A 23,801-nucleotide genomic window follows, 5' to 3' on the forward strand; every position below is an offset into this window, starting at 1 on the left:
CGCGTTCCGCTCAGATGAGCCGCAACTCGCGCGCCCGCCGGACCGCCTCGCGCCGGCGGGTCGCGTCGAGTTTGCGGTAGATGTTGCGCACGTGGGTCTTCACGGTGTTGACCGAGAGGGACAGCTCGCTGGCGATCTCCACGTTGGACAGGATGCTCTGTAGGTAGCGCAGGATCGTCAGTTCCCGCTCGGTGAGCGGCTCGTCGAGGGCGCCCCTCGGCTCGGTGGTCGGGCGGGCGGGCCCGCGCCCGCTCTGCCCAGCCCCGCGCACCAGGTCACTGACCAACGCGAAGTGCGCGGTGCCCGCGTCCAGGTGTGCGGCCAGCAGGTCCCGGACCGGCGGTTCGGCGCGAGTGAACACCCGCCGGCAGCCCGGCGGGCCAGCCAGGTCCAGCACCTGCTCCAGGAGTCGACCCGCCCGACGCCCGTCCCCGGCCCGCTCGGCCAGGACGGCGTCCAGCAGGCCCGCGTCCAGGCGTACCGGCAGGGGCCAGGCCGTGGCCGTCGGCGCCTGCCAGGCGGGCACGCTGCGCGCGGCGGCGGCGTGGTCGCCGGCCAACAGCTCCACCCTGGCCCGCGCCACCGCGAGCGCCGGATCGGCGGTGCCGACCGGGCTGCCCCCGTCGGCGCTGCCGACCAGCGAGCCTCCGTCGGCGCTGCCGGTCCCCTCGTCGGCGGTGCCGGCGAGCAGGTCGCGGGCGGCGGCCAGGTCGCCCCGCTCGGCGCGCAGTCCGGCCTCGGCGGCCCGCAGCAGGCCGGTCAGCTCGGCGGCGGACGGCCGGTCGGCCAGTGCTTCCCGGGCCCGGACGAGAAGTCGTTGGCCGGCGGCCAGGTCCCCGGCGTCGCGGTGCAGTTGTGCCCGGCACAGCGCCGCCGCCGCGGTGGCCACCGGTTCGCCGTCGGCGGCGGAGAGCCAGCCGTCGCCGGTGTCGTCGGCCCACCCGTCGGTGACGCCGAGTGCCGGGCCGGCGAGGTTGAGGTTCGCGGTGGCCTCGTCGGGCTGGTCGCGCAGCAGCGCCACCTGGGCCAACGCCAGGTACGCGTAGGCGCAGTCGAGCTGGCAGGACCAGCCCCGACACGGCGGCATGCCCAGCGCGTCCCGGGCCGCCTGCTCCGCCGCCCGCAGCCCCCCGCGCAGGGCGAGCAGCAGCGCGGCCCGGCTGGCGCCGACCAGCTCGGTGCGCGGCCGGCGGGCCTCCCGGGCGGCCGCCCGGGCACGGACGAACCGGGCGGTCGGCAGCGCGCCCTCGGCCAACCCGACGAGCCCCAGCCCGGTGCCGGTGAACGCCCGCAGGTCGGCGTCGTCGGCGGCGTCGCCGCCACCGGATGTCGGCGCGGTGGTCGACGCGGAGTCCGGCAGCCGGGTCGGCGTGGCGCCCTCCGGGCGGGTCCGCAGCAGCCGGGCAGCGGCGGCGCGCACCTGCACCGGGTCGCCGGCGAGCCGGGCCACCGTCAGTTCCAGCGCGGTGACCAGCCGCAGGAACCGTTGCCGGCGAGGCACCGGCAGTCCCGCGGCGTGTCCGGCGGCGGCGCGCAGCTGATCGGTGGCGGCCGGCAGGTCACCGGCGTAGGCGCGCTCGGCAGCGTAGGCCAGCGCCACCTCCGGGTCGGCCCGGAGCACCTTCGCCGGCGGGGCCACCGGTGCCGGGGTGTGCACCGGGCCACTGTCGTACCGGGTCAGCTCCGGCCAGTGCGCGACGAACAGGTCGCCGGCCAGGTCCCACCGGCCGGCGGTCAGCGCGTGCCGCAGCGCGTCGGCCGGCCGGCCGTCGTTGGCGTACCAGTCGGCCGCCCGCACGTGCAGGTCGCGCACCTCGTGGTCGGGCAACCGGGCCAGGTCGGCGCGGAGCAGGTCGGCGAGCAGGGGGTCGCAGCGGTACCAGGGCGGGCGGGTGTCCTCCCGGTGCAGCAGACCACCGGTCCCGGCCAGGTCGGCGAGCGCCTGCCCGGCGTCGGCGCGGCCGGTCAGCGCCCCGGCCAGGTCGGCGCAGACGGTCTCGACGAGGGCGGTCCGACGCAGCAGGTCCTCCTCGGCCGGGTCGAGCGTCGCCAGCACCTCCTCGCGGAGGTACCCGGCGATCTCCGGTTGGTCTCCCCCGAACTGCCCCACCCAGCGCTCCGGGTCGCGCTGCCCGCGTACCGCCAGGGCGGCGATGCGCAACGCGGCCGGCCAGCCCCCGGTGCGCTCGCGGAGCTGGCGCACGGCGGCCGCCGGCAGGGCCGCGCCGTGCGCGGTGAGCAGGTCGGCCACCTCGTCGTCGGTGAACGCCAGCTCGTCCGGGCCGATCTCGGTCAGCTCGCCGGCGAGGCGCAGCCGGTGCAGGGGCAGGTGCAGCCCGGCCCGCGCCCCGATCACCAGGCGTAGTCGCTGCCCGGCGTGCCGCAGCAGGAACTCCACGCCGCTCAGCGCCGCCGGGTCGGCGACCCGGTGCAGGTCGTCGAGGATCAGCAGCACCGGCCGGTCCGCGGCGGCGAGGGTGGCGGCCAGCACCTCCAGTTGGTCGGGTCGGGGCGGCCGGTCGGGCACCGGGCCACCGTCCGCCGACCCGGTCGCGGTCCGCAACGCCGACGCGAGGTACGCCCAGAGCCGCGATGCGTCGTCGCCGACCTCCACCGACACCCAGGCCAGGACCGGGCTGGGTGTCGGTGCCGAGAGGTCGCCGGAGTCGGGCACCACGGCGCCCGGGTCGACGTCGGGCGTCTGACCGTCGAGCCGCGCCCAGGTGGCGAGCAGCGTGGTCTTGCCCCAGCCGGCGGGTGCGGCGACCAGGGTGACCGGTCCGGCACTGCCCTCGTCCAACCGGCGCAGCAGCCGGGGCCGGGCCACCACCGGCTCCGGTGGCACGGCCGGGCTCAGCCGCGACGCGAGCAGCGGTCGCTCCGGTGCCGTGTCGACGCGTACGCGATCCTGCTGTTCTGGCACTCAGCCCCACCCCCACCACGCGCTCCACCCCCGGTCGGCGAGCGGTTACCCGACGCGGGCCGGTTCACCCCTTCCGGGCGAGCACGCTTCACCCGAGGGCGACCGACGATCGGGGGACGTGGACCGGGAGGACGTGGGACGGGTGGGAGCGATGGGACGGCTGGTGCGGGCAGGACCCGCCCTCGGCGGCGCGGCGCGCGGCGGAGCGGCGCGCTTGTTGCGCGTACCCCGGTGGCGTCCCCGGACCGGCGCGGACCGCGACCCCGCCGCGGCGGCCCGGTGGGAGGTGGTGACCGTCGACCGGCCGCCGGAGCAGGTGCTGCCCGCCGGTCGGTGGCCGGAACCGCTGCGCCGCCTGGACGGCGCGGTCGAGGTGCGGGTGCGCCCGGCGCCCGGCGACCGGGGCACCGAGCTGGCCGCCCGACCGGTGGCCGGCGCCACCCCGCCGGTCGGGTTGGCCGCGCACCTGGTCGGCGACGACCCCCATCTGCTGGTCCGCCGGACCCTGCGCCAGATCAAGCAGCGGGTGGAGGCCGGCGAGGTGCTGCGCGCCGACCGATCGGCGCTGGACCGCCCCGAGGTCCGCGGGTGAGGGCGCTGTGCTGGGTGGCCGCCGACGAGCTGGCGGTACACGAGGTGCCCGACCCGGAGCTGCGCAACGAGCGGGACGTCATCGTCCGGGTACGTCGCAGTGCCACCGCGGGCGGCGACCTGCCGCTGCTGGCCGGACGGCACCCCCTGCTGCGCTCCGGCGACGTGCTCGGGGCCGAGTTCCTGGGCGAGGTGGTCGAGGTCGGTCCCGGGGTCCGCCGGCACCGGGGCGGCGATCGGGTGGTCGTCGGCGCGAGCGTCGCCTGCGGCGGCTGCTGGTACTGCCGTCAGGGCCTGCACTCCTGCTGCGACAACGCCCATGCCGACCAGGCGAGCGACGACCCCGACCGGGGACACTCGGACGCCGGCTGCTTCGGCCGGCCCCGGGCGGCGGGCGGGTTCGCGGGCGGTCACGCCGAGTACGTGCGGGTGCCGTACGCCGATGTGAGTGCCTTCCCGGTGCCGGACGCGGTCGACGACGACCGGGCGGTGTTCGCCGCCGACGCGGCGCCGACCGGGTGGCTGGCCGCCGAGCTGGGCGCGGTGCGGCCCGGGGACGTGGTGGCGGTCTGGGGTGCCGGGGCGGTGGGTCAGTTGACCGCTCGGGCGGCGGTGCTGCACGGTGCCGCCCGGGTGCTCGTCGTCGACCGGCACGAGGAGCGGTTGCGGATGGCCGAGCGGCACTCCGGGGCGGAGCCGCTGGACTACCGTCGCACCGACGTCGCGGCGGAGCTGCGCGACCGCAGCGGTGGGCGCGGGCCGGACGTGTGCGTGGTGACTGTCGGCGCGCCGCCACCCGAGCGGTTCGCTGCCGACCGGCCGGACGCGAGACGCGAGGCCGTGCACGCCTGCCGCAAGGGCGGTGTGGTGGTGCTGCTCGGCGGGACGGACGGGTTCGTCGACGCGTTCCCGCTGGGCACGGTGACCGACCGACGGCTGACGTTGCGCGGGGCCCGTCGGCCGGACCTGCGCAGCGTGCCGATGCTGCTGGACCGGATGGCCCGCGACGAGCTGCGCACCGAACACCTGGCCACCCACCGGTTGCCGCTGGCGCACGGCCCCGAGGGGTACGCGCTGTTCCGGGACCGGGCCGACGGCTGCGTACGGGCCGTGTTCACGCCGTGACGTCTGCTCGGCACCGTGCGTCGACGCGAGCAGGTGGCAGACTCCGGGGATGGTTGGCGAGCGGACGTACGACGTGGTGCTGTTCGGGGCGACCGGGTTCACCGGTGGCCTGACCGCCGAATACCTGGCCCGACACGCGCCGGCCGGGCTGCGTTGGGCGCTGGCCGGCCGCAACCCGGCCCGCCTGGCCGCCGTCCGGGACCGGCTCACCGCGATCGACCCGACACGTGCCGACCTGCCGCTGCTCACCGCCGACGTGACGGACGCCGAGTCGCTGCGGGCCGTGGCGGAGAGCGCCCGGGTGGTGGCCAGCACGGTCGGCCCGTACGTCCACCACGGTGAGCCGCTGGTCGCGGCCTGCGCGGCGGCCGGCACCGACTATCTGGACATCACCGGCGAGCCGGAGTTCGTCGACCTGATGTACGTGCGCCACCACGCCCGGGCGACAGACACCGGCGCGCGACTGGTGCACGCCTGCGGGTTCGACTCCATCCCGCACGACCTGGGCGTCTGGTTCACCATCAAGCAGTTGCCCGCCGACGTCCCGATCACCGTGGACGGTCACGTCCGCGCCGGTGGCCGCCTCTCCGCCGGCACCTACCATTCGGCGCTCACCGCGTTCTCCCGGACCGGGCAGGCCAGCCGGGCCGCCCGGGAGCGCCGGGCGGTCGAGCCGCGCCCCACCGACCGCCGGGCCCGCGCCGTGCCGGGCCGGCTGGCCCGCTCCGCCGAGGTGGGCGGCTGGACCGTGCCGCTGCCGACAATCGACCCGCAGGTGGTCCGCCGGTCGGCGGCGGCCCGCCCGGAGTACGGCCCGGACTTCCGGTACCGGCACTTCGCCGCGGTGAAGCGGCTGCCCACCGTGCTGGCCGGCGCGGTCGGGCTCGGCGCGCTGATCGGGCTGGTGCGGCTGCCGCCCAGTCGACGCTGGCTGCTCGGTCGGCTCGCGTCCGGGCAGGGGCCGACCGCCGAGCAGCGGGCGGCGTCCTGGTTCACGGTCCGGTTCGTCGGCACCGGCGGCGGGCGGCGGGTGGTCACCGAGGTGGCCGGCGGCGACCCGGGTTACGACGAGACGGCGAAGATGCTCGCCGAGTCGGCGCTCTGCCTGGCACTCGACGAGCTGCCGCCGACCGCCGGGCAGCTCACCCCGGTCGCCGCGATGGGTGACGCGCTGCTCGACCGGCTCGTCCGTGCCGGGCTCACCTTCCGGGTGCTGGACCGCTCGGCTTGACCCTCGACCGGGTCGAGGGGGCAGGATGCCCAGCGTGAGCGACCTGCACAGCATCGGTGAGCTGGCCCGGGCCAGTGGCCTGACCGTCAGCGCGTTGCGCTTCTACGACTCGGCGGGGGTGCTTCAGCCGGCCCTGGTCGACCCGGTGACCGGCTACCGCTGGTACACCGACGAGCAGATCACCCCGGCCCGGTTGGTGGCCGGGCTGCGCCGGATCGGGGTGCCGGTCCCGGAGATCGCCGCCGCGGTCCGCGCCGAGCCGGCCGTGGTGCACCGGATGCTCGACGCGCACCTGCGCCGGCTCGCCGACGGGCTCACCGACGCCCGTCGGGAGGCCGCCCGGCTGCGGGCCCTGGTCGACCCGGCCCAGCCGGCCACCACCACGCTGCTGCTCTCCCCCGCCGACCTGGCCGCCGCGCTCGACGCGGTGCGCTTCGCCGTCGGCGTCGACCCGGAGCTGCCGATGCTCTCCGGCGTGCTGCTCGACGTGGAGCCCGACGGGGTCCGACTCGTCGCCACCGACCGGTACCGGCTCGCGCTGGCTCGGGCCGGGGCCGACGTCGACGGACCGCCGGTGCGGGTGTTCGTGCCGGTGGCCCTCGTCGACCGGCTCCGCCCGCTGCTCGACGCCGCCGACGCCGGACCGGTGTGGCTGAGCGTGGCCGGCGCGGACCTGCGGGTGCGGGTGGCCGAGGCCACGGTGACCGGCACCGCCCTGCCGTACGACTTCCCGGACTACCGCCGGCTGCTGCGCAAGGCCGTCGGCGACCGGCCGGCCGCCCGCCGGATCCCGGTGGACGTGGCGACGCTGCGCGCCGCGCTGGCCGACCCGGCGGCTCCCACCGTCGCCCGTGACCACGACGGCACCACCAGGGCGGTCACCGTGCTCGGCGTCGACGACGAGGGCGGTCTGCGGCTGCTCCCCGCCGCCGACCTGGCCTCCGACACGCTGCGGGTCGGCGTGGACGGCGGCTACCTGCTCGACGCGCTGACCGCGGCCGGGGCGCCGCAGCTGGTGTTGGAGCTGGACGGCCCGATCGCCCCGCTGGCCGTACGCCGACCGGACGACGCGGACACCTACTCCGTGCTGATGCCGATCCGGCTCTGACTGCGCGGCCGGCACTCCCCGTTTCGGGAGTGCCGCACTCCCCGTTCCGGCCGTTCCGGGAGTGCCGCACTCCCCGTTCCGGGAGGAAAAGCCCGCGACGGTAGCATCGGGTGGTTCACCTGTGACCCCGGACGGAGGCGTACGGAGCAGCATGCTCGACATGGAGTTAATCCGGAAGGATCGCGAGGCGGTGGCGACCGCGCTGGCGAAGCGTCTGGATCCCGCCGAGGTCACCCGGGCGCTGGACGAGATCCAGCGGCTCGACCAGGAACGCCGCACCCTGATCACGGAGATCGACGCCGAGCGGCAGCGTCGCAAGGCCGAGGCTCGGGCGTACGCGCAGGCGAAGCGGGCCGGCGAGGAGCCGCAGGCCGCCGCGCCGGAGGCCGAGCGTAAGCAGCTCGCCGAGCTGGAGTCCCAGCTGGACGAGGTGCAGTCGCGGCTGCGTACGGCGATGAGTGAGCTGCCCAACCTGCCGGCCGACGACGTGGTGGCCGGCGGCAAGGAAGCCAACCGGGTCGTGAAGACCTTCGGCGAGCCGCCGGTGATCGACAAGGTCCGCGACCACGTCGAGTTGAGCCGCGCGCTGGGCCTCGTCGACTACGAACGCGGGGTCAAGCTCGGCGGCTCCGGCTTCTGGATGTACACCGGTGCCGGCGCCCGGCTGGAGTGGGCGCTGCTCAACTACTTCATCGACCAGCACGTCAAGGCCGGGTACGAGTTCCTGCTCCCGCCGCACCTGCTGCTCGACTCGGCCGGCTTCGCCGCCGGGCAGTTCCCGAAGTTCTACGACGACGTCTACCACCTGGACGCCGAGTCCGCCCCGCGCGGGCAGTTCCTGTTGCCCACCTCGGAGACGGCGATCCTCGGCGCGTACCAGGATGAGATCCTGGAGACCCCGAAGCTGCCGCTGAAGGCCTTCGCGTACACGCCGTGCTACCGGCGGGAGTCGGCCGGCTCGCACTCCGACGAGCGCGGCACGGTGCGCGGGCACCAGTTCAACAAGGTGGAGATCTTCCAGTTCACCCTGCCGGAGCAGGCCGACGCGGCACTGGAGGAGATGCTCGCCCACGCGGAGAGCCTGGTCGAGGGGCTGGGCCTGCACTACCAGCGCTCGCTGCTCTCCGCCGGTGACGCCAGCGCGGCCATGCGCAAGACCCTCGACATCGAGGTGTGGATGCCGAGCACCGGCAAGTACAAGGAGGTGTCGTCGGTCTCCTGGTCCGGCGACTACCAGGCGCGTCGGGCGGCCATCCGCTACCGCGAGCCGGGCGGCAAGCAGACCCGCTTCGTGCACACCCTCAACGGCTCCGCGTTGGCCACCAGCCGCCTGTTCCCCGCCATCCTGGAGCAGAACCAGCAGCCCGACGGCAGCGTCCTGATCCCCAAGGTCCTCCAAGACCGCCTAGGAACAGACCGCCTAACCCCCCGCTAACCCCCGCCCCGCCCCGCCCCGCCCCCGCTGCCCTCCCCCTCCGCCCTGCCCCGCTCCGCCCTGTCCCGCCTCGTTGATCATGGAGTTATTGCCCCTCGCCTCGGCGTGTCGTGGCAATAACCTCATGATCAACGAGGTGGGGGCGGTGGTGGTGGAGGAGGAGCGCGGTCAGGAGCAGGGTGGCTAGTGCGGCCAGCAGTAGCGCTGGGCCTAGGGTGTTCAGGGTGTTGGCTAGGGTTTGTTGGAGCTGGGCGGCCGCTTGGATGACCGGGTCTTGTAGGGCTTGTCGGCTTCCGGCGGCCAGCCTCAGTTCGTACCAGCCGTACCAGGCTACGTAACCGCCGGCGAGCAGCAGCACCAGACCGCTGAGGCGGGGCACCAGCGCGCCCGCGACGCGCAGCCGGGCCACCAGACCGTCGCGCAGCAGCGCCACACCCAGCGCGGCGACCGCGACCACCAGGCCCATCCCGAGGGCGTACGCGCCGAACAGCGCCAACCCCTGCCCGGTCGAGCCGGCCTGGAGGCTGGTCACCACGATGGCCAGGAACGGGGCGATGGCGCAGCCGAGCGACGCCAGCGCGTACGCCGCGCCGAACAGCGCCATCGACGGCCAGGAGCGGGTCAGCCGGGGTGCCCGGGTGGTCCAGCCGGGTGCCGGGAGTCGTCGGCCGGCGAGCAGCCAGCAGCCGGCCACCGCCAGCAGCACGCCGAGCGCCACGGTCAGCCACGGTAGCCGGGGCCGCAGCCAGCCGGCCAGCGGCGCGAGCGCCAGGCCGAACGCGCCGAACACCAGCACGTACCCCAGGGTCAGCCCGGCCGCCGCGGTGAGCGCGCGGCCGACCGCGCCGCGGGCGTCCGACGCCCCGGCGACCAACAGCGAGAGGTACGCGGGCAGCAACGCGAAGCCGCACGGGTTGACCGCGCCGAGCATGCCGGCGGTCAGCGCGAGCAGCAGGGGGCCGGTCACGCCCCGGCCAGTGCGGCGACCCGGGCGGTGAGTGCCTCGCCGTCGAGGAAGCCCTGGTGGACCACCGTGCCGCTGCGATCGATGAGCACGAAGATGCTCTGCTGGGTCACCTTGAACCGCTTCCAGAGCACGCCCTTGCGGTCGTCGATCTGTGGCGTTGCGGCGAGGTCGAACTCGGTGACGAACTCCTTCATGGCCCGTTGCTCACCCAGCCCGGCGACGCCGATGATCGGCACGGTGTCCCGGTAGCGGGGCGCGACCTCGGCCACCGTCCAGGCCTGGCTGGCGCAGGTGGCGCACCACGGCGCCCAGAACCACAGCACCACCGGCTTGCCGGCGAGCTGCGCCGCGTCGAACGCCGCGCCGGTGAGGGTGGTGCCGGTGAAGCGCAGCACGTCCGGGACCGCTGCCGGGGCCGTACTCGGCGAGCCGGTCGCGGCGGCGGTGGTGGTTGGCGGGGCACCGGTGGTGGCCGGCGCGGTGCCGGCGAGCGCCGGTGCCGGGGTGGCCGTACCGGTGCAGGAGACCAGGCCGAGCAGCGCGGCGGCCAACGCCACGGCGGCGCCGGCACGGCGGGCCGCACCAACCCCGGCCAACCGCCTCGGTACGTGCCAGCTGCGCATGCGCGTCTCCGTTCGTTCGGCGAGAAGGTGCCCTTCCCTACTCGGCCTTGGCGAGGCGCAGAGCCAGCTCGGGGCACACCTTGACCGCCTTCAGCGCGCCCTCCCGCAGCCAGGTCGGCACGGGGGTGGGCGGGAAGGCGGGGTATCCGTTCGCGTCGAGCCGGATGAAGTCCGGTACGACGTGCGCGCACAGGCCGTGCCCGTCGCAGCGCGACCAGTCCAGGGTGAGCTTCTGCGGGTTCGCGTCGGGTGCGCCGGGCAGCCCCATCACACCCTTGACCCGCCGGCCGCAGCCGTCTCCGGTGGTGTGCAGTCGCAGGTCGTCGGCGAAGACCTCGATCGCGGAGAGCGCGAACCGGGCGGTGCCGTCCGGGTGGCTGCACGCGCCCCGGCCCCTCACCTCGCCGGCGGCGGCTCGCACCACGTCGGCCGGCTGGCTCCCGGCCACGGCCAGGTCCACCGCGCGGGCCAGGTCCGGCAGGCCCATCTTGCACGGCCCGCACTGGCCGGCGGACTCCCCGGCGAGGTAGCGCACCACCTGGGCGGCCTCACCGAGCGGGCAGGTGTCGACGCCGAGCGGGACGATGATGCCCGCGCCGAGGGTGCCGCCGACCGCGGCCAGGCCCTTGCGGGACACCTCGGCACTGTCCGCCGCCTCCGGGGTGATCCACTTGCCGTGGTAGCCGCCCATCAGGATGCCCTGGGTCTCCGGCACCTCGCACAGGTCGAGGACGTCGCGCAGCGGCATGCCGGCGGTGCACTCCACCACGGCCGGCCGGCCCGCCGCGCCGGTCACGGTGAGCAGCACGGTGCCCGGCTCGTCGTCGGTGCCGAGCGCGGCGTACTCGTACGGGCCGAGGCGGGCGCCGACGGCGAGCTGCGCGTACGTCTCGGCGTTCGACAGCAGGGTGGGCAGGCCGCTGACCCCGGAGTCGCTGGAGCGTTTCTTGGTGCCGGGCGGGATGTGCGGCAGGCCGTTGATCCCGTTGACGAGTGCGCCGCCCTCGCCGGAGATGAACCGGTGCGGCACGGTGACGATGGTGGTCAGCACCGGCATCCGGCGCTCTTCGAGGGCCTCCATCAGGGAGTCCCGGCCGACCCCGTCGTCGGCCACACCGATCACGATCTCGTCGGCGTCCAACGCGTACGCGGCCAGCGCCGCGCCGTCCAGGATCAGGTGCGGGGCGCGGGTGAGCAGCACCTTGTCCTTCCAGCTGGCCGGCTCCCCCTCGGTGGCGTTGACGACCACCACGGCGGCGAGGTCCTGCCGTTCGCAGGACTCCAACACCGCGCGCAGTTTGCGGGCGAACGGGAAACCCGCCCCGCCCTTGCCCTTGAGCTGCATGCCCTCGGCGAGCCGGAGCAGTTGCGCCGGCTCCATCGGGCCGATTGGGCCGTGCACCTCCTCGTGCGCGGCCAGGTCGAGCCGACCGAACTCGGCGAATCCGGCGGTGAGCCGGGGCTCACCCACGCACGCGACCGGTGGCACTGCCGTGCGCATCACTTCGCCTCACCCCGCAGCCCAGCCCAGTACGCCCCGTCCACCGCGTCCGCGCTGGCCTTGCGACGCTTTGCGGACCGGCCCTCGCCGGCTGCCCGCCGAGCGCGCCGGGACGCCAGGTCGACAAGGGTCGGGGTGTCGTCGACGGGCGGCGCGACCTCGTCCGGCACGTACCGGGCCGGCGGACGCCAGTAGTCCGGCTCCTCCGGCACGTCGTCCTCGACACTGTGCCGGCCGCTGCCGCTGCGCGGCGTCGCGGAGATCGGGCTGGCCGAGATCGGGCCGGCGGAGATCGGCTCGACGGAGACGGGGCCGGCGGAGATCGGCTCGACGGCCTGCCAGCGCAGCGGGCTGTCCCACGGCTCCTCCGGCTCGACCGTCGGCTGCGGCGGCGCCGAGTAGCGGCTGCCGTCGTCCTCGCTGCGGGACCGGCGGCGGGACCGCTCGGCGGCCGGCTCGTCGGCGCGTCGCCGACCGGTCGGAACGGCCTCGTCCCGGGTACGGGAGTCGCGCCGCCGGGTCACCGGCTCCAACTCCTCCTCGTCGCGTCGACGGGTGACAATCTCCTCGTCGTCGCGCCCGCGGGCGACGGTCTCCTCGGCGCTGCGGCGCGACCGGCGGGCCCTGGACTCCGCCTCGTCGCGCCGGCCGCGCGACTGTCGCTCGGTGTCGCGGCGGGCCGCCGGCTCTTCTTCCGCACGCCGGCGACGACTGGGTCGGGTCGACTCGACGAGGGAACCGGGCTCGGGCACCACCGGAACGGTGAACCGGTCCGGGTCACGCCGCGCGGCCGGCGCGGCCCAGGTGGCGGTGGTGGTCTCCGCCCAGGCGGGACGCTTGTCCGCGTCGGCGTTCTTGCGTCGGCTCAGCCCGGCCAGCAGCGACCGGCCGGTGTTCGTCTCCTTGGCCCGCCCGGCCAGCGCCGCGTTGCGCACCGCGGCCTGGTGCTGTTCGCGGCTGCGCCGGCCGATGGTGACCGAGAGCCGGACCAGCAGGGCCAGCACCACGAGCAGGATGCAGCCGAGGTAGCTGAACACCACCCAGGGGCTCGCGGCCCGACCGGCGTTGAGGCCGTGCAGCACGGCGAACGGCCAGGCCAGGTACGCGGTGGAGTGCAGGGTGCGCCACAGCCACTTGGGACCGACACCGGCGAAGCGGGCCCGGATGATGCCGGTCCAGATCACGCTGACCATCAGCAGGGCGGCCACGGTGCCGAGCCCGACGTAGAGCCCTCGGCCGCCGACGAACGGCACCAGCGCGTCGGTCGCGGCCGCCCGCCCGGTGGCGATCTTGGTGAGGACGTGGAAGCCGAGCCCGGCCACGCCCAGCACGCCGGTGGCCCGGTGCGCCGACTGCATCAGCACCCGGTGCGAGATGCGCAGCACCAGACGGTCGGTGGCGAGCAGGCCGAGCATCACGGTGAGGCTCAACGTCACCAGGGAGATCACCCCGGCGAAGAACTCGGTGAAGAAGAAGCCGTACGCGTACGCCTTCTGTCCAGCGCCCGTCAGCATGACCGCCGCCCACAGTGCGGCGAGCACCGACGCGATCAGCAGGGTGGTCGCCGACCGTGACGGTGTGCGTACCCCCCGACTGCTGGCGCTGGTCCGGACGGTGGCCGCCTTCTGGTTCTGCTGTGCCCGGGCCATGTGCTCCTCGATCGTCTCGCGGCGGCGTACCACCGGCCGACCCCTGCTCCCCCATCCAGTACGGGCCGGCGGGGCGCGCGGATCACCCGCGCCGAAAAATTTCTGGGCCGGAATCGAACCGAGGTGCGTCGACGTGCGTTGGCGTCCCCCTCGGTGCGGGGTCGGGACCTTTCGGTCGGCGGGTATCCGCGAACCGGGAGCCGCGAGCCGGCCGCCACCTTAGAGTGGTTTGGTGCCGTTTGACCGAAAGTCCAAGTACCGCCGTCGTGGCGTCTGGGTGGCCGCCGCCATCGGCGTACCCGCCCTGCTGGTGACCGCGCTGCTGGTGGGTCAGGCGCTGACCCCCGGCACGGCCCCCGACAGACGGATCGCGGCCGCCGACCCGACCCCGAGCAGTGCCGAGCAGAGCCCGGAGGAGCTGGTCCTCCCGGCCGCGCCCGCCCCGGCCGGGCTGCCGGTGGTCGACTACGACCCCGCGCCCGGAGGCTTCCCCGCCGATCCGGCCACCCTGGACACCACGCCGCTGACCGAGGGCGTGCACCCGACCAGGCGGATCGCCGCGTACGACGCACCGGGCGGCCGGCCGCGCGCCTTCCTCGAACCCACGATCAGCGGCGTCGAGCTGACCATGCCGATCGCCGAGCGGCGCGCCGGCTGGACGGCCGTCCTGCTGCCCTCCGCCAATCGGCGCCTCGCCTGGCTGCCGGCCGGCGGGTTCGACACCGTGGCGCTGCGCGACCAGATCGTGGTGGAACGCAAGGTCCACCGGCTCACCTGGTACCGGGCCGGCGCGGCGGTGCGTTCCTGGGAGGTCAGCCTCGGCCAGTCGGGACAGGAGACGCCGCTGGGGCGGACGTTCGTCCTGGGTCGGACCCCGCCGCCCGAGGAGGTCTACGGAGGCGTGGACATCTACGCCCTCGGCTCGGTGCCCGACGACCCCGAGTCGGTGCCGGCCGGGCTGCGCGGCGCCCACATCGGGGTGCACACCTGGTACAACGACGACGAGCTGGGTGCGAACACCACGAACGGCTGCATCCGGCTGACCCGCAGCGGCCAGCGGGAGTTGCTCGCCGAGGTCCGGCCCGGCAGCAGCGTGGTGGTCGTCGACAAGCTGCCCACCCCGCCCCCGACCGCCTGAGGTGCGGCCGTCACTCGCCGAGCAGCCAGCCGTTCTGCTCGGCGACCCGGATCGCCTCGGCCCGGTTGCGCGCACCGGTCTTGCCGATCGCCGCCGAGAGGTGGTTGCGCACCGTCCCCTCGGACAGGTGCAGCACCCTGGCCAGGTCGGCGACCGTGCCACCGCCGCGGGCGGTCCGCAACACCTCGGTCTCCCGGTCGGTCAGCGGGCTCACCCCGGCGGCCAGGGTCTCGGCGGCCAGTGCGGGGTCGACCACCCGCAGACCGGCGTACACCCGGCGGACCGCGTCGGCGAGTTGCCGAGCCGGGGTGTCCTTGACCACGAAGCCGCTCGCGCCGGCCTCCATCGCCCGACGCAGGTAGCCGGGCCGGCCGAAGGTGGTCACCACCAACACCCGGCAGGTCGGCACCGCGGTCCGTAACGCGGCGGCGGCGGCGATCCCGTCCAGGCCGGGCATCTCCACGTCCAGCAGGGCGACGTCGGAGTTGCTGCGGCGCGCAGCGGGGACCACCTCGTCGCCCCGGCCGACCTCGGCCACCACGCTCAGGTCCTCCTCCAGCGAGAGCAACGCGGCCAGCGCGCCCCGGACCAGTGCCTGATCGTCGGCGAGCAGCAGCCGGATCGGCGGGGGGTCGCCGCTCACCGGGCCCCCGCCGGGGCGTGCACCCGGAGCAGGAAGCCACTCCCGTCCGGCCGGCGGCCGACGCTGAGCGCGGCGTCCAACTCCCGCGCCCGCTCACGCAGGCCGATCAGCCCGTACCCGCCGGCGTCGGGAGTGGACGGACCCCGCCCGTCGTCGCTCACCTCGACCCGGTCCGGGTGCACCCGGATCGTGCAGCACCGTGCCCCGCTGTGCCGGACCACGTTCGTCACCCCTTCCCGCACCGCCCACCCGAACAACCGGTCCCACTCGTCCGGCAGCGCCGGCACCTCGGCCGGCAGGTCCGCCGCGATGCCCGCCGCGGCCAGCGCGGAGCGGGCGCCGGCCACCTCCGCGGCGAGGGTGACCTCGCGGTACGCCCCGACCGTCTGCCGTACGTCGGCCAGCGCCGCGCGGGCCAGCGCCTCCACCTCGGCGATCTCGACGGCGGCGCGCGCATGGTCCACCTCGATGAGCCGGCCCGCCAACTCGGCCTTGATCGCCACCACGGTCAACGAGTGCCCGAGAATGTCGTGCAGGTCGCGGGCGGCGCGGGCCCGCTCCTCGGCGACCGCGAGCCGGCCGATCTCCTGCTGGGCGGCCCGAAGTTCGCTGTTGCGCTGCGCCAGCCGGGACACCCCGAACATGGCGAACGAGGCGAGCAGGACCGCGACGGTGACCGTGCTCTCCCCCGTCCAGGTCGGCACCAGCCAGGCCCCCACCAGTGGAATCAGCGCGCAGAGCGCCACGATGACCACTGCCTGCGCCGCGGACAGCAGGAACACCGCGGACGCGGCCACGAACACCAGCGTGGCCGTCCAGTCCCCGGCGGTGCCCGGGATGCTGGCCAGACCCAGCACCACCAGGCCTGTCAGCGCGAGCCCCGCCCGGCGTGGGGGGATCGGTCGGAGGTGCTCACGCAGCTGACGGGCCCACTGGAACAGCAGCACGTAGCCGAGACCGAAGGCGGTCAGGGTGGCGACGCCGACCACCCGCCGCCACGGCTGCGGCTGGTGCAGTGCGGTGGAGAGAGGCACGTTGAGGAAGAACAGCCACACCGCGGCCAGCAGCCAACCGGTGAACCGCCATCGGCGGCTCACCGGTCGGGGCTGACCCGTCAGGGAGTCCATCGGGTTCACGCTAGCCGTCGCGCGGGGGTCAGACCCGCGCGGTGTCCCGGCGGAACAGCCGGGCCGCACCGACACCGAAGAGCAGTGCCCAGACGACGAGGTTGGCCACCGCCGCCACACTCACCCCCTCGCCGGTCAGCGGGGCGCGGGCCAGCACACCCATGCCGTACACCGGGGTGAACTTCGCGACCTGCTGGAGCACCTCCGGCAGCACCTCGACCGGGACGAACAGGCCACCGAACATGGCCAGCACGGCCAGGATCGGGCCGATGAACTGCATGACGTTCTCGGCCGGCACCAGGTAGCCGATGAACAGGCCGAACGCGGCGAACACCAGCGAGCCGAGCCAGGCGGCGAGCCCGGACAGCAGCCAGACGTACGCGGGGATGCGCACACCGGCCGCCGCGCCCACCAGGAACTCGACGACGACGGCGAGCAGGCCGAGGGTCATCGCGGTGACCAGCTTGGTGGCCACGTACGCGGTCGGGCGCAACGGGGTGAGCCGCAGCTGCCGACTCCAGCCCAGTGCCCGCTCGGTGGCTACCGCGCCGCCCGCGCTGGTGGTCGCCACCATGGCCGCGTACACCGCCAGGCTGATCATGACGTACGCGGTGACCGGGCGACCGTTGTCCAGCGACTGCCCGCCCTGCGGCAGGCCGAAGATGAGGAAGAAGACGCCCGGCATGATCAGCGTGAAGGCGAGGGTGCGGCGGTTACGCAGCACCCGGCGCAGCTCGATGAGCAGGACTCCCGGAGCGAACCCGCCCAGGGCGGGCAGCCGACGGTCCGACTCGGCGGCACGGGCGGGGGTGGGGGTGGGGGCGATGGTCGTCATCTCAGGCTCCGGTGTGCGCGGTGGTCAGGGCGAGGAAGGCGTCCTCGAGGTTGCGGGAGGTGATCTCCACGTCCCGGGCGTCGGTGCGGGTGAGCAGGTGCCGGGCGATCGCGTCCGAGTCACCGGTGCGCACCAGCACGCTGTCGCCGCGTACCTCCACGGCGTCGACGCCGGGCAGCGCGGCCAGCGCGGCCTGGTCGGCGCCGGGGAGGGTGGCCCGGACCGTGCGGCCGGCGGCCAGGTTCTTGATCTCCGCGGTGGTGCCGTCGGCGACGATGCGCCCCTGCCGGACCAGCACGATCCGGTCGGCGTACGCGTCGGCCTCGTCCAGGTAGTGGGTGGCGAAGATGACGGTCCGGCCGGCCCGCGCGTCACGGCGCAGGGCCTGCCAGAAGTCCCGTCGGCCCTCGACGTCCATGCCGGTGGTCGGCTCGTCGAGCACCATCAGATCCGGGTCGGGCAACAGCGCCAGCGCGAAGCGCAGCCGCTGCTGCTGCCCGCCGGAGCACCGCCCGACGACCCGCCCGGCGATGTCGGCGATACCGGCCCGCTCCAGCACCTCGGCCGTCGGGCGGGTGTGCCGGTAGAAGTGCGCGCTCATCTCGACCGTCTCGCCGACGGTGAGGTCCTTGAGCAGCCCGCCGGTCTGGAGCACGGCGGCGACCCGACCCCGGGCCACCGCGTTGTCCGGGGTGCCGCCGAGGATGCGGACGGTGCCCTCGTCCGGGCGGGCCAAACCGAGCAGCATGTCGATGGTGGTGGTCTTGCCCGCCCCGTTGGGGCCGAGGAACGCCACCACCTCGCCGGGCTGCACCCGCAGGCTCAGCCCGTCGACCGCGGTGACCGCGCCGAAGGTCTTGGTGAGGCCGCTCAACTCGACGGCCGGATGCGTACTGGTCATGTCAACCATGCTCCGGCGGCGCGTACCCCGGTGCCCGGAGCGGTCGTCACGTCCCGGCCGTGACATTTGTCAGGGCCTGGGCGGCACGCGGAGTGACCGCCGCGCGAGCGAGCACCACGGCGAGCGTGATGCCCCTGAGTCATCAATATGCCCCTGTGTCATCACGCTCTCTGCCATGTCCGCCCCGCGCAAGGCACGACGAGGCGAGCACCGGCGGAGGAATTCCCCGCGCGGCAGCGGGTAACCGCCGGGCCGGACGCCGCGACACCGGGAGGATGCGATGGGTGCCACGCCGCAGGGCCAGGTCGACACGATCGTGCTGATCCACGGGCTCTGGATGACCCCGCGCAGCTGGCAGGGGTGGGCCGAGCGGTACACCGCGCGCGGCATGCACGTCATCGCCCCGGCCTGGCCCGGGATGGACCGGTCCGTGGAGGAGTTGCGGGACGACCCCGCCCCCATCGCCGAGCAGAGCATGGCCACGATCGTCGCGCACTACGACAGGATCATCCGGGCGCTGCCCCGACCACCGATCATCATGGGCCACTCGTTTGGTGGCCTGTTCGCCCAGGTCCTCGCCGACCGGGGTCTCGGCGCGGCGGTGGTGGGGGTGCATCCCGCGGCGGTGAAGGGGGTGCTCAAGGTGCCGCTGAGTCAGCTGCGCTCCGGCTTCCCGATCCTGCGCAGCCCCGCCAACCGGAGCAGGGCCGTCCCGTTCACCCCGGACGACTTCGCCTACACGTTCGGCAACACGATGAGCCGTGCCGACTCCGACCGGGCCTATCAGCGCTACGCCGTCCCCGGTGCCGGCCGGGTGTTCTTCGAGGGCGCGTTCGCCAACGTCGACCCGCGCTCACCCGCCCGGGTCGACACCGCACGCGACGACCGCGCGCCTCTGCTGCTGCTGGCCGGCGGGGCGGACCACGTGGTGCCGGCGTCGGTGGTGCGCGCCAACGCGGGGCTCTACCAGAAGTCCCGGGCGCTCACCGCGTACCAGGAGTTTCCCGGCCGGTCACACTTCACCGTCGGGCAGGACGGCTGGGCGGAGGTCGCCGACTACGCGCTGGACTGGGCGCTGCGCGCGGCGGCCCTGCCCCGGGAGGCAACAGTCGCCAGCGAAGCACCCCGCCGCTGACCGGCAGGGTTTCCGGCATGTCGACGGGCTGGCGGGGTATCTCGGTGGGATGAGGGCCAGTTTCCGACTCGGTCGGATCGCGGGGGTGCCGGTCGGCGTCAACTGGAGCGTTCTGGTCATCTTCGCGTTGATCGCGTGGGGGCTGGCCGCCAACCAGTTCCCCCGTTCGTACCCGGATCGCTCGTCCGTGGCGTACACCCTCGCCGGGCTGGTGGCGGCGGTGGTCTTCTTCGTCGGCCTACTCGCCCACGAGGTGTCGCACGCGGTGGTGGCCAAGCGCAACGGGCTGGAGGTCGACGGCATCACGCTGTGGCTCTTCGGCGGGGTGGCCGAGTTGCGGGGCGAGCCGCGCGACCCGGGCGCGGAGCTGCGGATCGCCGGTGTCGGCCCGCTGGTGAGCCTGCTGCTCGGGGCGTTCTTCGGCGCGATCGCCGCGCTGCTCGCGCTGGCCGGGCAGGATGGGCTGCTCTTCGGGGCGGTGGCCTGGCTGGCCGGCATCAACGTGCTGCTGGCCATCTTCAACGTGCTGCCGGCCGCACCGCTGGACGGCGGCAGGTTGCTGCGCGCCGCGGTGTGGAAGGCCACCGGTGACCGGACCAGAGCCTCGGTGGTCGCCGCGCGCGCGGGCTGGGTGCTGGGCGTCCTGTTGATCGGTCTGGGGTTGTGGCAGTTCCTGTCCGGGGTGGGTTTCGGTGGGCTCTGGCTGGCCCTGATCGGCTGGTTCCTGATCGGTGCCGCCGGGATGGAGGAGCGGCAGGCCCGCACCGGCAGCGCGCTGCGCGGTGTTCGGGTGGGTGACGTCATGACACCGCAGCCGCAGACCGCCTCGGCGGAGATGACTGTCGCCGACTTCGTCGACCACTACCTGTTCGCGTACCGGCACTCGGCGCTGCCACTCACCGAGGAGGGCCGGCCGACCGGCCTGGTCACCGTCGACCGGGTGCGCGGGGTGCCGGCCGAGCGGCGGGCGTCGACCACGCTGGCCGAGGTGGCCTGCCGGGCCGACCAGCTGGTCCTAGCCCAGCCCGGCGAAGAACTCAACGACCTGCTCCCCCGGCTCAGCGAGTGCGCCGACGGCCGAGCCCTGGTGGTAACGGACGGTCAATTGGTCGGAATAGTCTCACCCAGCGACATCAGCCGAGCCGTCCAACGCAGCACCCTACGCACCCCAACCCCCACCCACTCGCGTTGATCATGGGGTTATCGTCACGACACGCCGGAAACGGCGGCAATAACTCCATGATCAACAGCGCCGGGGGGTCAGCGGGGGAAGTAGTTGTCCAGGAGGTTGGTGCGGAACTTTCCGGTTGGGTCTTGGCGGGGCAGTAGGGCGACGAAGTCGGCGTGGCGGGGGTAGCGGGCGGCCAGCTCCGTCGGGTCGGTGACGAAGACCTTGCCCCAGTGGGGGCGGGGCGCGAAGGGCGCCAGGCGTTCCTCCACCGCGGCCACCACCGGCAGTACGGCGGCGGTGTCGTCGATCCAGGTGAAGTGCACGACGAAGCTGTCCCGTTGGTGGTTCGGGCTGAGCCACAGCTCGTCCGCCGCCACCGTCCGCAGCTCGCACACCAGCAGCACCGGCGCGATCAGGTGCGCCACCTCGTCCAGTGCGGCGAGCACGTCGGCTGCCGCCGTACGCGGCACGTGGTATTCGGACTGCAACTCGTCGCCGCTGCTCGGGGTGAAGCCGAGCTTGAAGTGTGGCAGCCGCTCGTGCCACGGGCCCGGTTCGCCGAGCTGCGGGGTGCAGTTCTCCGGTGACATGCCGAGCACCGGGTGCCGTGGCTCGGTGGCGGCGGTGGTGCCGAGCCAGTCCGCCGGGGCCGGCGGCTGGTCGGCCAGCTGCTTGCGCCACACCTCACGTAGTCGGGGTGCCCGCCAGTCGGTGAAGACACTCACGCTGTACGCCGAGTCGAGCGCCTCGTCCAACGCCTCCCGATCGAGGTCGAGCGACACGTACTGGCGCAGCTCGTAGGCCGGCACCAGGTCCAGGGTGACCCGGGTGACCAGGCCGAGCGCGCCGAGACCGACCACCATGCCGGCGAACGTGTCCGGGTCGGTCTCGCGGTCGACCCGCAGCAGGTCGCCGTCGGCGGTGACCAACTCCAGGGCGGCGACCGCGGTGGCCAGGTTGCCGTGGGTCGGACCGGAGCCGTGGGTGGCGGTGGCCACCGCGCCGGCCACCGAGATGTGCGGCAGCGAGGCGAGGTTGGCCAGCGCGTACCCCTGGGTGTGCAGGTGTCGGGCGACGTCGCCGTAGCGCATCGCGCCGCTCACGGTGGCCTGCCCGCGCTCGCGGTCCACCTCGACGACCGGGGGCAGCCCGGCGAGGGTGACCAGGTCGCCGTCGGTGTCGCCGAAGCGGTTGAAGGAGTGCCCGCTGCCCACCGCCCGGATCCGGGTGCTGCCGGCAACCAGGCGGCGCAGGTCGTCGGTGGACGTCGGCCGGTGGAACGCCCGAGCGGCGTACCGCACGTTGCCGGCCCAGTTGCGGCGCGGAACGTCGGCCGCGGTGGCCGGTGTGGCGTGCGGTCCGTGCGCGATCATGTTGCGGTCTCCCGATCGGTGGACTTGTGGTCGGCCAACGCGGCGACGAGGGCGTCCAGAACCGTATCCGTCTGGAACGTGTGGTAGCCACGTTGGGCGATCGGCAGCCCGGCCGCGCTGGCGCGTTCGATCTCACCCCGGGCCGCCTGCCGGCTCGGCGCGTCCCCGGCCAGCAGGGCGTCCTGACCACGGCGGATCAACCGGTCGACCCGGTCCATCTGGTAGCCCCGCAGGCCCACCGGCAGGTCCGGGTCGGCGAAGGCCGCTCGGCGCAGCGCCAGCAGGTCGACGAAACGGTCACCGGCATACCGCGTGAGCGCGGCGGCCACCTGGTCGGGCTGCTCACGGACCTGGTCGAGGACGAGCACCTCGATGGCGGGGCGACCGTCGAGTGGGTGGCGGGCGGTCACCGGCTCCAGCGGCACACCCGACACGGGCACCAGCAGCAGGCGCGGCGGCCTCCGGTAGCCGTCGCGGCGGGGCGGCTCGTCCAGGACCAACGCGTCGACCTCGGCCCACCGGATGTCCCGGCGCAGGCCGGGCCGCCGGATGGTGAGCCCCTCGGCGCCGATCCCGAACCGGAACGGCCGCAGCGCGCTGACCAGCGCCACGACGCCGAGCGCGACGGCACCCCCCGCGATGATCGTCCGTAGCGGGGCGCCGTCGCTGGGATAGACCAAGAGGAGCACCCCACCGAGTACGCACACCAGAGCGAGCGCACGGGCCCCCCGATTCCGGCGTAGTTCCACGCTCGGACCCCCGTTCATGACCGTGGCGTCGGTTCCCGCATCCTCCGCCAAACCGCCCACCGAGGACACCGGTCGATCGGGCACGGTTGTTCTCGTCATCGCCGGGGAACCCTACGCCCATGAGCAGCTACCGCGATCCGGCCCCACGGGGCGACGTGTTCCCCTCCGAGGAGGAACTGGACCCGACCGGCAGCGGCGTCGAGCCGGCCAGCGCGCCGCCAACCGGCGGGTTGCCCAGCCATCCGTCGCCCACGCCCGGTCCCCGACCCACCCCGGCACCCGCGCCGGCCCCGACTCCGGTGCCGGCACCCGGCCCCGCGCCGCGCGCGCCGGGTGCCGGACCACAGTCGATCGTGACCCGGCACCTGGACGGCTCGGTGGAGGTGGTCACCGACCTCGACGGCGACGGCGTCGCCGACGTCGTGCAGATCGACGTGGACGGCGACGGGATCGCCGACATCACCTACGTGGACAGTGACCGGGACGGGCGGCTGGACACCGTGCTGGGCGAGGCGAACCTGCCCGGGTCGGGCGTGGGCGCCCACCGCCGCGCCTGACGACCGGCAGCGCCCCCGTTGGCTCAGAGCTTCGCCATGACCTCGTGGGCGACCAGTTCGAGGTGCTCCAGGTCGCCGAGGTCCAGCACCTGGAGGTAGAGCCGCTGGCTGCCGATCTCCGCGTACCGGCCGATGGTGTCCAGGACCTCGCCGGGCGTCCCGGCCAGGCCGTTGACCCGCAACTCGTCCGGTTGGCGGCCGATCGCGGCGGCCCGACGGGCCACCTCGGCGTCGTCGCGTCCGCAGCAGAGCACCAGGGCGTTGGACCACACCATCTCGGCCGGGTCCCGGCCGATCTCCCCACACGCGGCGCGGACCCGGTCGAACTGGGCCGCCGTGTCCGGCACCGAGGCGAACGGCAGGTTGAACTCGTCGGCGTAGCGGGCGGCAAGCCTGGGGGTGCGCTTCGGGCCCGTCCCGCCGAGCAGGATCGGCGGGCGCGGCTGCTGCACGGGCTTCGGCAGTGCGGGCGAGTCCCGGACCGGGTAGTACCGGCCGTCGTACTCGAAGCGCTGCCCCGCCGGCGTGGACCAGAGCCCGGTGATGACCGCGAGCTGCTCCTCCAGCCTGTCGAACCGCTCGGCCAGGGGCGGGAACGGGATGCCGTACGCGCTGTGCTCCTCGGCGTACCAGCCGGTGCCGATGCCCAACTCGACGCGACCGCCGCTCATCTGGTCGACCTGTGCCACGGTGATCGCCAGCGGGCCGGGCAGCCGGAAGGTGGCCGCGGTCATCAACGTGCCGAGCCGAATGCAGCTGGTGTCTCGGGCCAGGCCGGCCAGCGTGGTCCACGCGTCGGTGGGACCGGGCTCGCCGGTCACGTCACCCATCTTGAGGTAGTGGTCGGACCGGAAGAACGCACCGTAGCCGGCGTCCTCGGCGCAGCGGGCGACGGCGAGCAACTGGTCGTAGCTGGCGCCCTGCTGGGGTTCGGTGAAGATCCGCAATTCCATCATCCGAGCATAGGGTCCCCCGGTCGACCCGGTCGGCAGTCGCACCGACCGGGTCGCCGAGCCGCG

The 23,801-nt window shown here is 74.5% G+C and carries 21 protein-coding genes; 9 read left to right on the forward strand and 12 right to left on the reverse strand.

Annotation, left to right across the window (positions count from 1 at the left end):
* Positions 1–10: 10 nt before the first annotated feature.
* On the reverse strand, positions 11–2,923 hold the full coding sequence (locus AB0B57_RS18550; RefSeq protein WP_357070718.1) for a LuxR C-terminal-related transcriptional regulator: 2,913 nt from the start codon (positions 2,921–2,923) through the stop codon (positions 11–13).
* Positions 2,924–3,065: 142 nt separating this feature from the next.
* Here AB0B57_RS18550 and AB0B57_RS18555 point away from each other — a divergent pair, with 142 nt between their 5' ends.
* From AB0B57_RS18555 to serS, 5 genes are all read left to right on the forward strand, one after another.
* The gene (locus tag AB0B57_RS18555; protein ID WP_357071047.1) at positions 3,066–3,515 is read left to right on the forward strand and encodes a hypothetical protein; all 450 of its coding nucleotides are present in this window, start codon (positions 3,066–3,068) and stop codon (positions 3,513–3,515) included.
* Positions 3,512–4,639 (forward strand): alcohol dehydrogenase catalytic domain-containing protein, encoded by a 1,128-nt coding sequence (locus AB0B57_RS18560; protein ID WP_357070721.1) that lies wholly within the window; start codon positions 3,512–3,514, stop codon positions 4,637–4,639. The genes AB0B57_RS18555 and AB0B57_RS18560 overlap by 4 nt, the downstream gene beginning before the upstream one ends.
* Positions 4,640–4,688: 49 nt before the next feature.
* Complete coding sequence (locus AB0B57_RS18565; RefSeq protein WP_357070724.1) at positions 4,689–5,870, forward strand: saccharopine dehydrogenase NADP-binding domain-containing protein; 1,182 nt, start codon at positions 4,689–4,691, stop codon at positions 5,868–5,870.
* Positions 5,871–5,895: 25 nt separating this feature from the next.
* Positions 5,896–6,978, forward strand: a complete 1,083-nt coding sequence (locus AB0B57_RS18570; protein ID WP_357070727.1) for a MerR family transcriptional regulator — start codon at positions 5,896–5,898, stop codon at positions 6,976–6,978.
* Positions 6,979–7,129: 151 nt separating this feature from the next.
* Positions 7,130–8,413, forward strand: a complete 1,284-nt coding sequence (gene serS / locus AB0B57_RS18575; RefSeq protein WP_357070730.1) for a serine--tRNA ligase — start codon at positions 7,130–7,132, stop codon at positions 8,411–8,413.
* An 85-nt stretch (positions 8,414–8,498) separates the two neighbouring features.
* On the opposite strand, the gene AB0B57_RS18580 is transcribed toward serS, so the two are convergent.
* The 4 genes from AB0B57_RS18580 to AB0B57_RS18595 are packed head-to-tail and all read right to left on the reverse strand — an operon-like array spanning position 8,499 to position 13,186.
* Positions 8,499–9,380, reverse strand: a complete 882-nt coding sequence (locus AB0B57_RS18580; protein WP_357070733.1) for a cytochrome c biogenesis protein CcdA — start codon at positions 9,378–9,380, stop codon at positions 8,499–8,501.
* Positions 9,377–10,003 carry a redoxin domain-containing protein gene (locus tag AB0B57_RS18585; protein ID WP_357070736.1) on the reverse strand — a complete coding sequence of 209 codons (627 nt, stop codon included), beginning with the start codon at positions 10,001–10,003 and terminating at the stop codon, positions 9,377–9,379. Before AB0B57_RS18585 ends, AB0B57_RS18580 begins: the two co-directional genes overlap by 4 nt.
* A gap of 37 nt (positions 10,004–10,040) precedes the next feature.
* A complete protein-coding gene (locus AB0B57_RS18590; RefSeq protein WP_357070739.1) occupies positions 10,041–11,504 on the reverse strand; it encodes an NADH-ubiquinone oxidoreductase-F iron-sulfur binding region domain-containing protein in 1,464 nt (487 codons plus the stop codon).
* On the reverse strand, positions 11,504–13,186 hold the full coding sequence (locus AB0B57_RS18595; RefSeq protein ID WP_357070742.1) for a ferric reductase-like transmembrane domain-containing protein: 1,683 nt from the start codon (positions 13,184–13,186) through the stop codon (positions 11,504–11,506). The genes AB0B57_RS18590 and AB0B57_RS18595 overlap by 1 nt, the downstream gene beginning before the upstream one ends.
* A 199-nt stretch (positions 13,187–13,385) precedes the next feature.
* Here AB0B57_RS18595 and AB0B57_RS18600 point away from each other — a divergent pair, with 199 nt between their 5' ends.
* On the forward strand, positions 13,386–14,291 hold the full coding sequence (locus AB0B57_RS18600; RefSeq protein WP_357070745.1) for a L,D-transpeptidase: 906 nt from the start codon (positions 13,386–13,388) through the stop codon (positions 14,289–14,291).
* 10 nt (positions 14,292–14,301) lie between these two features.
* Here AB0B57_RS18600 and AB0B57_RS18605 read toward each other — a convergent pair whose 3' ends face one another.
* From AB0B57_RS18605 to AB0B57_RS18620, 4 genes are read right to left on the reverse strand one after another with little or no spacing between them, the layout of a single operon-like run.
* A complete protein-coding gene (locus tag AB0B57_RS18605; protein ID WP_357070748.1) occupies positions 14,302–14,934 on the reverse strand; it encodes a response regulator transcription factor in 633 nt (210 codons plus the stop codon).
* Positions 14,931–16,061, reverse strand: a complete 1,131-nt coding sequence (locus tag AB0B57_RS18610; RefSeq protein WP_357070751.1) for a histidine kinase — start codon at positions 16,059–16,061, stop codon at positions 14,931–14,933. Before AB0B57_RS18610 ends, AB0B57_RS18605 begins: the two co-directional genes overlap by 4 nt.
* A 28-nt stretch (positions 16,062–16,089) precedes the next feature.
* Positions 16,090–16,896, reverse strand: coding sequence for an ABC transporter permease (locus AB0B57_RS18615; protein WP_357070754.1), 807 nt, complete (start codon positions 16,894–16,896; stop codon positions 16,090–16,092).
* A 1-nt stretch (position 16,897) separates the two neighbouring features.
* Positions 16,898–17,797 carry an ABC transporter ATP-binding protein gene (locus tag AB0B57_RS18620; protein WP_357070757.1) on the reverse strand — a complete coding sequence of 300 codons (900 nt, stop codon included), beginning with the start codon at positions 17,795–17,797 and terminating at the stop codon, positions 16,898–16,900.
* A 280-nt stretch (positions 17,798–18,077) separates the two neighbouring features.
* Here AB0B57_RS18620 and AB0B57_RS18625 point away from each other — a divergent pair, with 280 nt between their 5' ends.
* Together AB0B57_RS18625 and AB0B57_RS18630 are read left to right on the forward strand one after the other, a co-directional pair.
* On the forward strand, positions 18,078–18,932 hold the full coding sequence (locus AB0B57_RS18625) for an alpha/beta hydrolase (RefSeq protein WP_357070760.1): 855 nt from the start codon (positions 18,078–18,080) through the stop codon (positions 18,930–18,932).
* Between the two features lie 49 nt (positions 18,933–18,981).
* Positions 18,982–20,124, forward strand: coding sequence for a site-2 protease family protein (locus AB0B57_RS18630; RefSeq protein ID WP_357070763.1), 1,143 nt, complete (start codon positions 18,982–18,984; stop codon positions 20,122–20,124).
* A 68-nt stretch (positions 20,125–20,192) separates the two neighbouring features.
* On the opposite strand, the gene AB0B57_RS18635 is transcribed toward AB0B57_RS18630, so the two are convergent.
* Both AB0B57_RS18635 and AB0B57_RS18640 read right to left on the reverse strand, forming a co-directional pair.
* Positions 20,193–21,476 (reverse strand): FAD-binding protein, encoded by a 1,284-nt coding sequence (locus AB0B57_RS18635; RefSeq protein WP_357070766.1) that lies wholly within the window; start codon positions 21,474–21,476, stop codon positions 20,193–20,195.
* Positions 21,473–22,324 (reverse strand): hypothetical protein, encoded by an 852-nt coding sequence (locus AB0B57_RS18640; RefSeq protein WP_357070769.1) that lies wholly within the window; start codon positions 22,322–22,324, stop codon positions 21,473–21,475. The genes AB0B57_RS18635 and AB0B57_RS18640 overlap by 4 nt, the downstream gene beginning before the upstream one ends.
* Positions 22,325–22,344: 20 nt before the next feature.
* Here AB0B57_RS18640 and AB0B57_RS18645 point away from each other — a divergent pair, with 20 nt between their 5' ends.
* Complete coding sequence (locus AB0B57_RS18645) at positions 22,345–22,782, forward strand: hypothetical protein (RefSeq protein ID WP_357070772.1); 438 nt, start codon at positions 22,345–22,347, stop codon at positions 22,780–22,782.
* A gap of 23 nt (positions 22,783–22,805) precedes the next feature.
* Here AB0B57_RS18645 and AB0B57_RS18650 read toward each other — a convergent pair whose 3' ends face one another.
* A complete protein-coding gene (locus AB0B57_RS18650; protein WP_357070775.1) occupies positions 22,806–23,735 on the reverse strand; it encodes an LLM class F420-dependent oxidoreductase in 930 nt (309 codons plus the stop codon).
* Positions 23,736–23,801: the final 66 nt, after the last annotated feature.

Source organism: Micromonospora sp. NPDC049101, assembly GCF_040648675.1.
Taxonomy (GTDB): Bacteria; Actinomycetota; Actinomycetes; order Mycobacteriales; family Micromonosporaceae; genus Micromonospora.

Coding starts and splice junctions, on each gene's coding strand:
- AB0B57_RS18620 (WP_357070757.1), bottom strand. CDS start 17,797: ATGACCAGTACGCATCCGGCCGTCGAGTTGAGCGGCCTCACCAAGACC.
- AB0B57_RS18650 (WP_357070775.1), bottom strand. CDS start 23,735: ATGGAATTGCGGATCTTCACCGAACCCCAGCAGGGCGCCAGCTACGAC.
- AB0B57_RS18610 (WP_357070751.1), bottom strand. CDS start 16,061: ATGGACTCCCTGACGGGTCAGCCCCGACCGGTGAGCCGCCGATGGCGG.
- AB0B57_RS18565 (WP_357070724.1), top strand. CDS start 4,689: ATGGTTGGCGAGCGGACGTACGACGTGGTGCTGTTCGGGGCGACCGGG.
- AB0B57_RS18635 (WP_357070766.1), bottom strand. CDS start 21,476: ATGATCGCGCACGGACCGCACGCCACACCGGCCACCGCGGCCGACGTT.
- AB0B57_RS18625 (WP_357070760.1), top strand. CDS start 18,078: ATGGGTGCCACGCCGCAGGGCCAGGTCGACACGATCGTGCTGATCCAC.
- AB0B57_RS18630 (WP_357070763.1), top strand. CDS start 18,982: ATGAGGGCCAGTTTCCGACTCGGTCGGATCGCGGGGGTGCCGGTCGGC.
- AB0B57_RS18615 (WP_357070754.1), bottom strand. CDS start 16,896: ATGACGACCATCGCCCCCACCCCCACCCCCGCCCGTGCCGCCGAGTCG.
- AB0B57_RS18640 (WP_357070769.1), bottom strand. CDS start 22,324: ATGACGAGAACAACCGTGCCCGATCGACCGGTGTCCTCGGTGGGCGGT.
- AB0B57_RS18570 (WP_357070727.1), top strand. CDS start 5,896: ATGCCCAGCGTGAGCGACCTGCACAGCATCGGTGAGCTGGCCCGGGCC.
- serS (WP_357070730.1), top strand. CDS start 7,130: ATGCTCGACATGGAGTTAATCCGGAAGGATCGCGAGGCGGTGGCGACC.
- AB0B57_RS18645 (WP_357070772.1), top strand. CDS start 22,345: ATGAGCAGCTACCGCGATCCGGCCCCACGGGGCGACGTGTTCCCCTCC.
- AB0B57_RS18590 (WP_357070739.1), bottom strand. CDS start 11,504: ATGCGCACGGCAGTGCCACCGGTCGCGTGCGTGGGTGAGCCCCGGCTC.
- AB0B57_RS18585 (WP_357070736.1), bottom strand. CDS start 10,003: ATGCGCAGCTGGCACGTACCGAGGCGGTTGGCCGGGGTTGGTGCGGCC.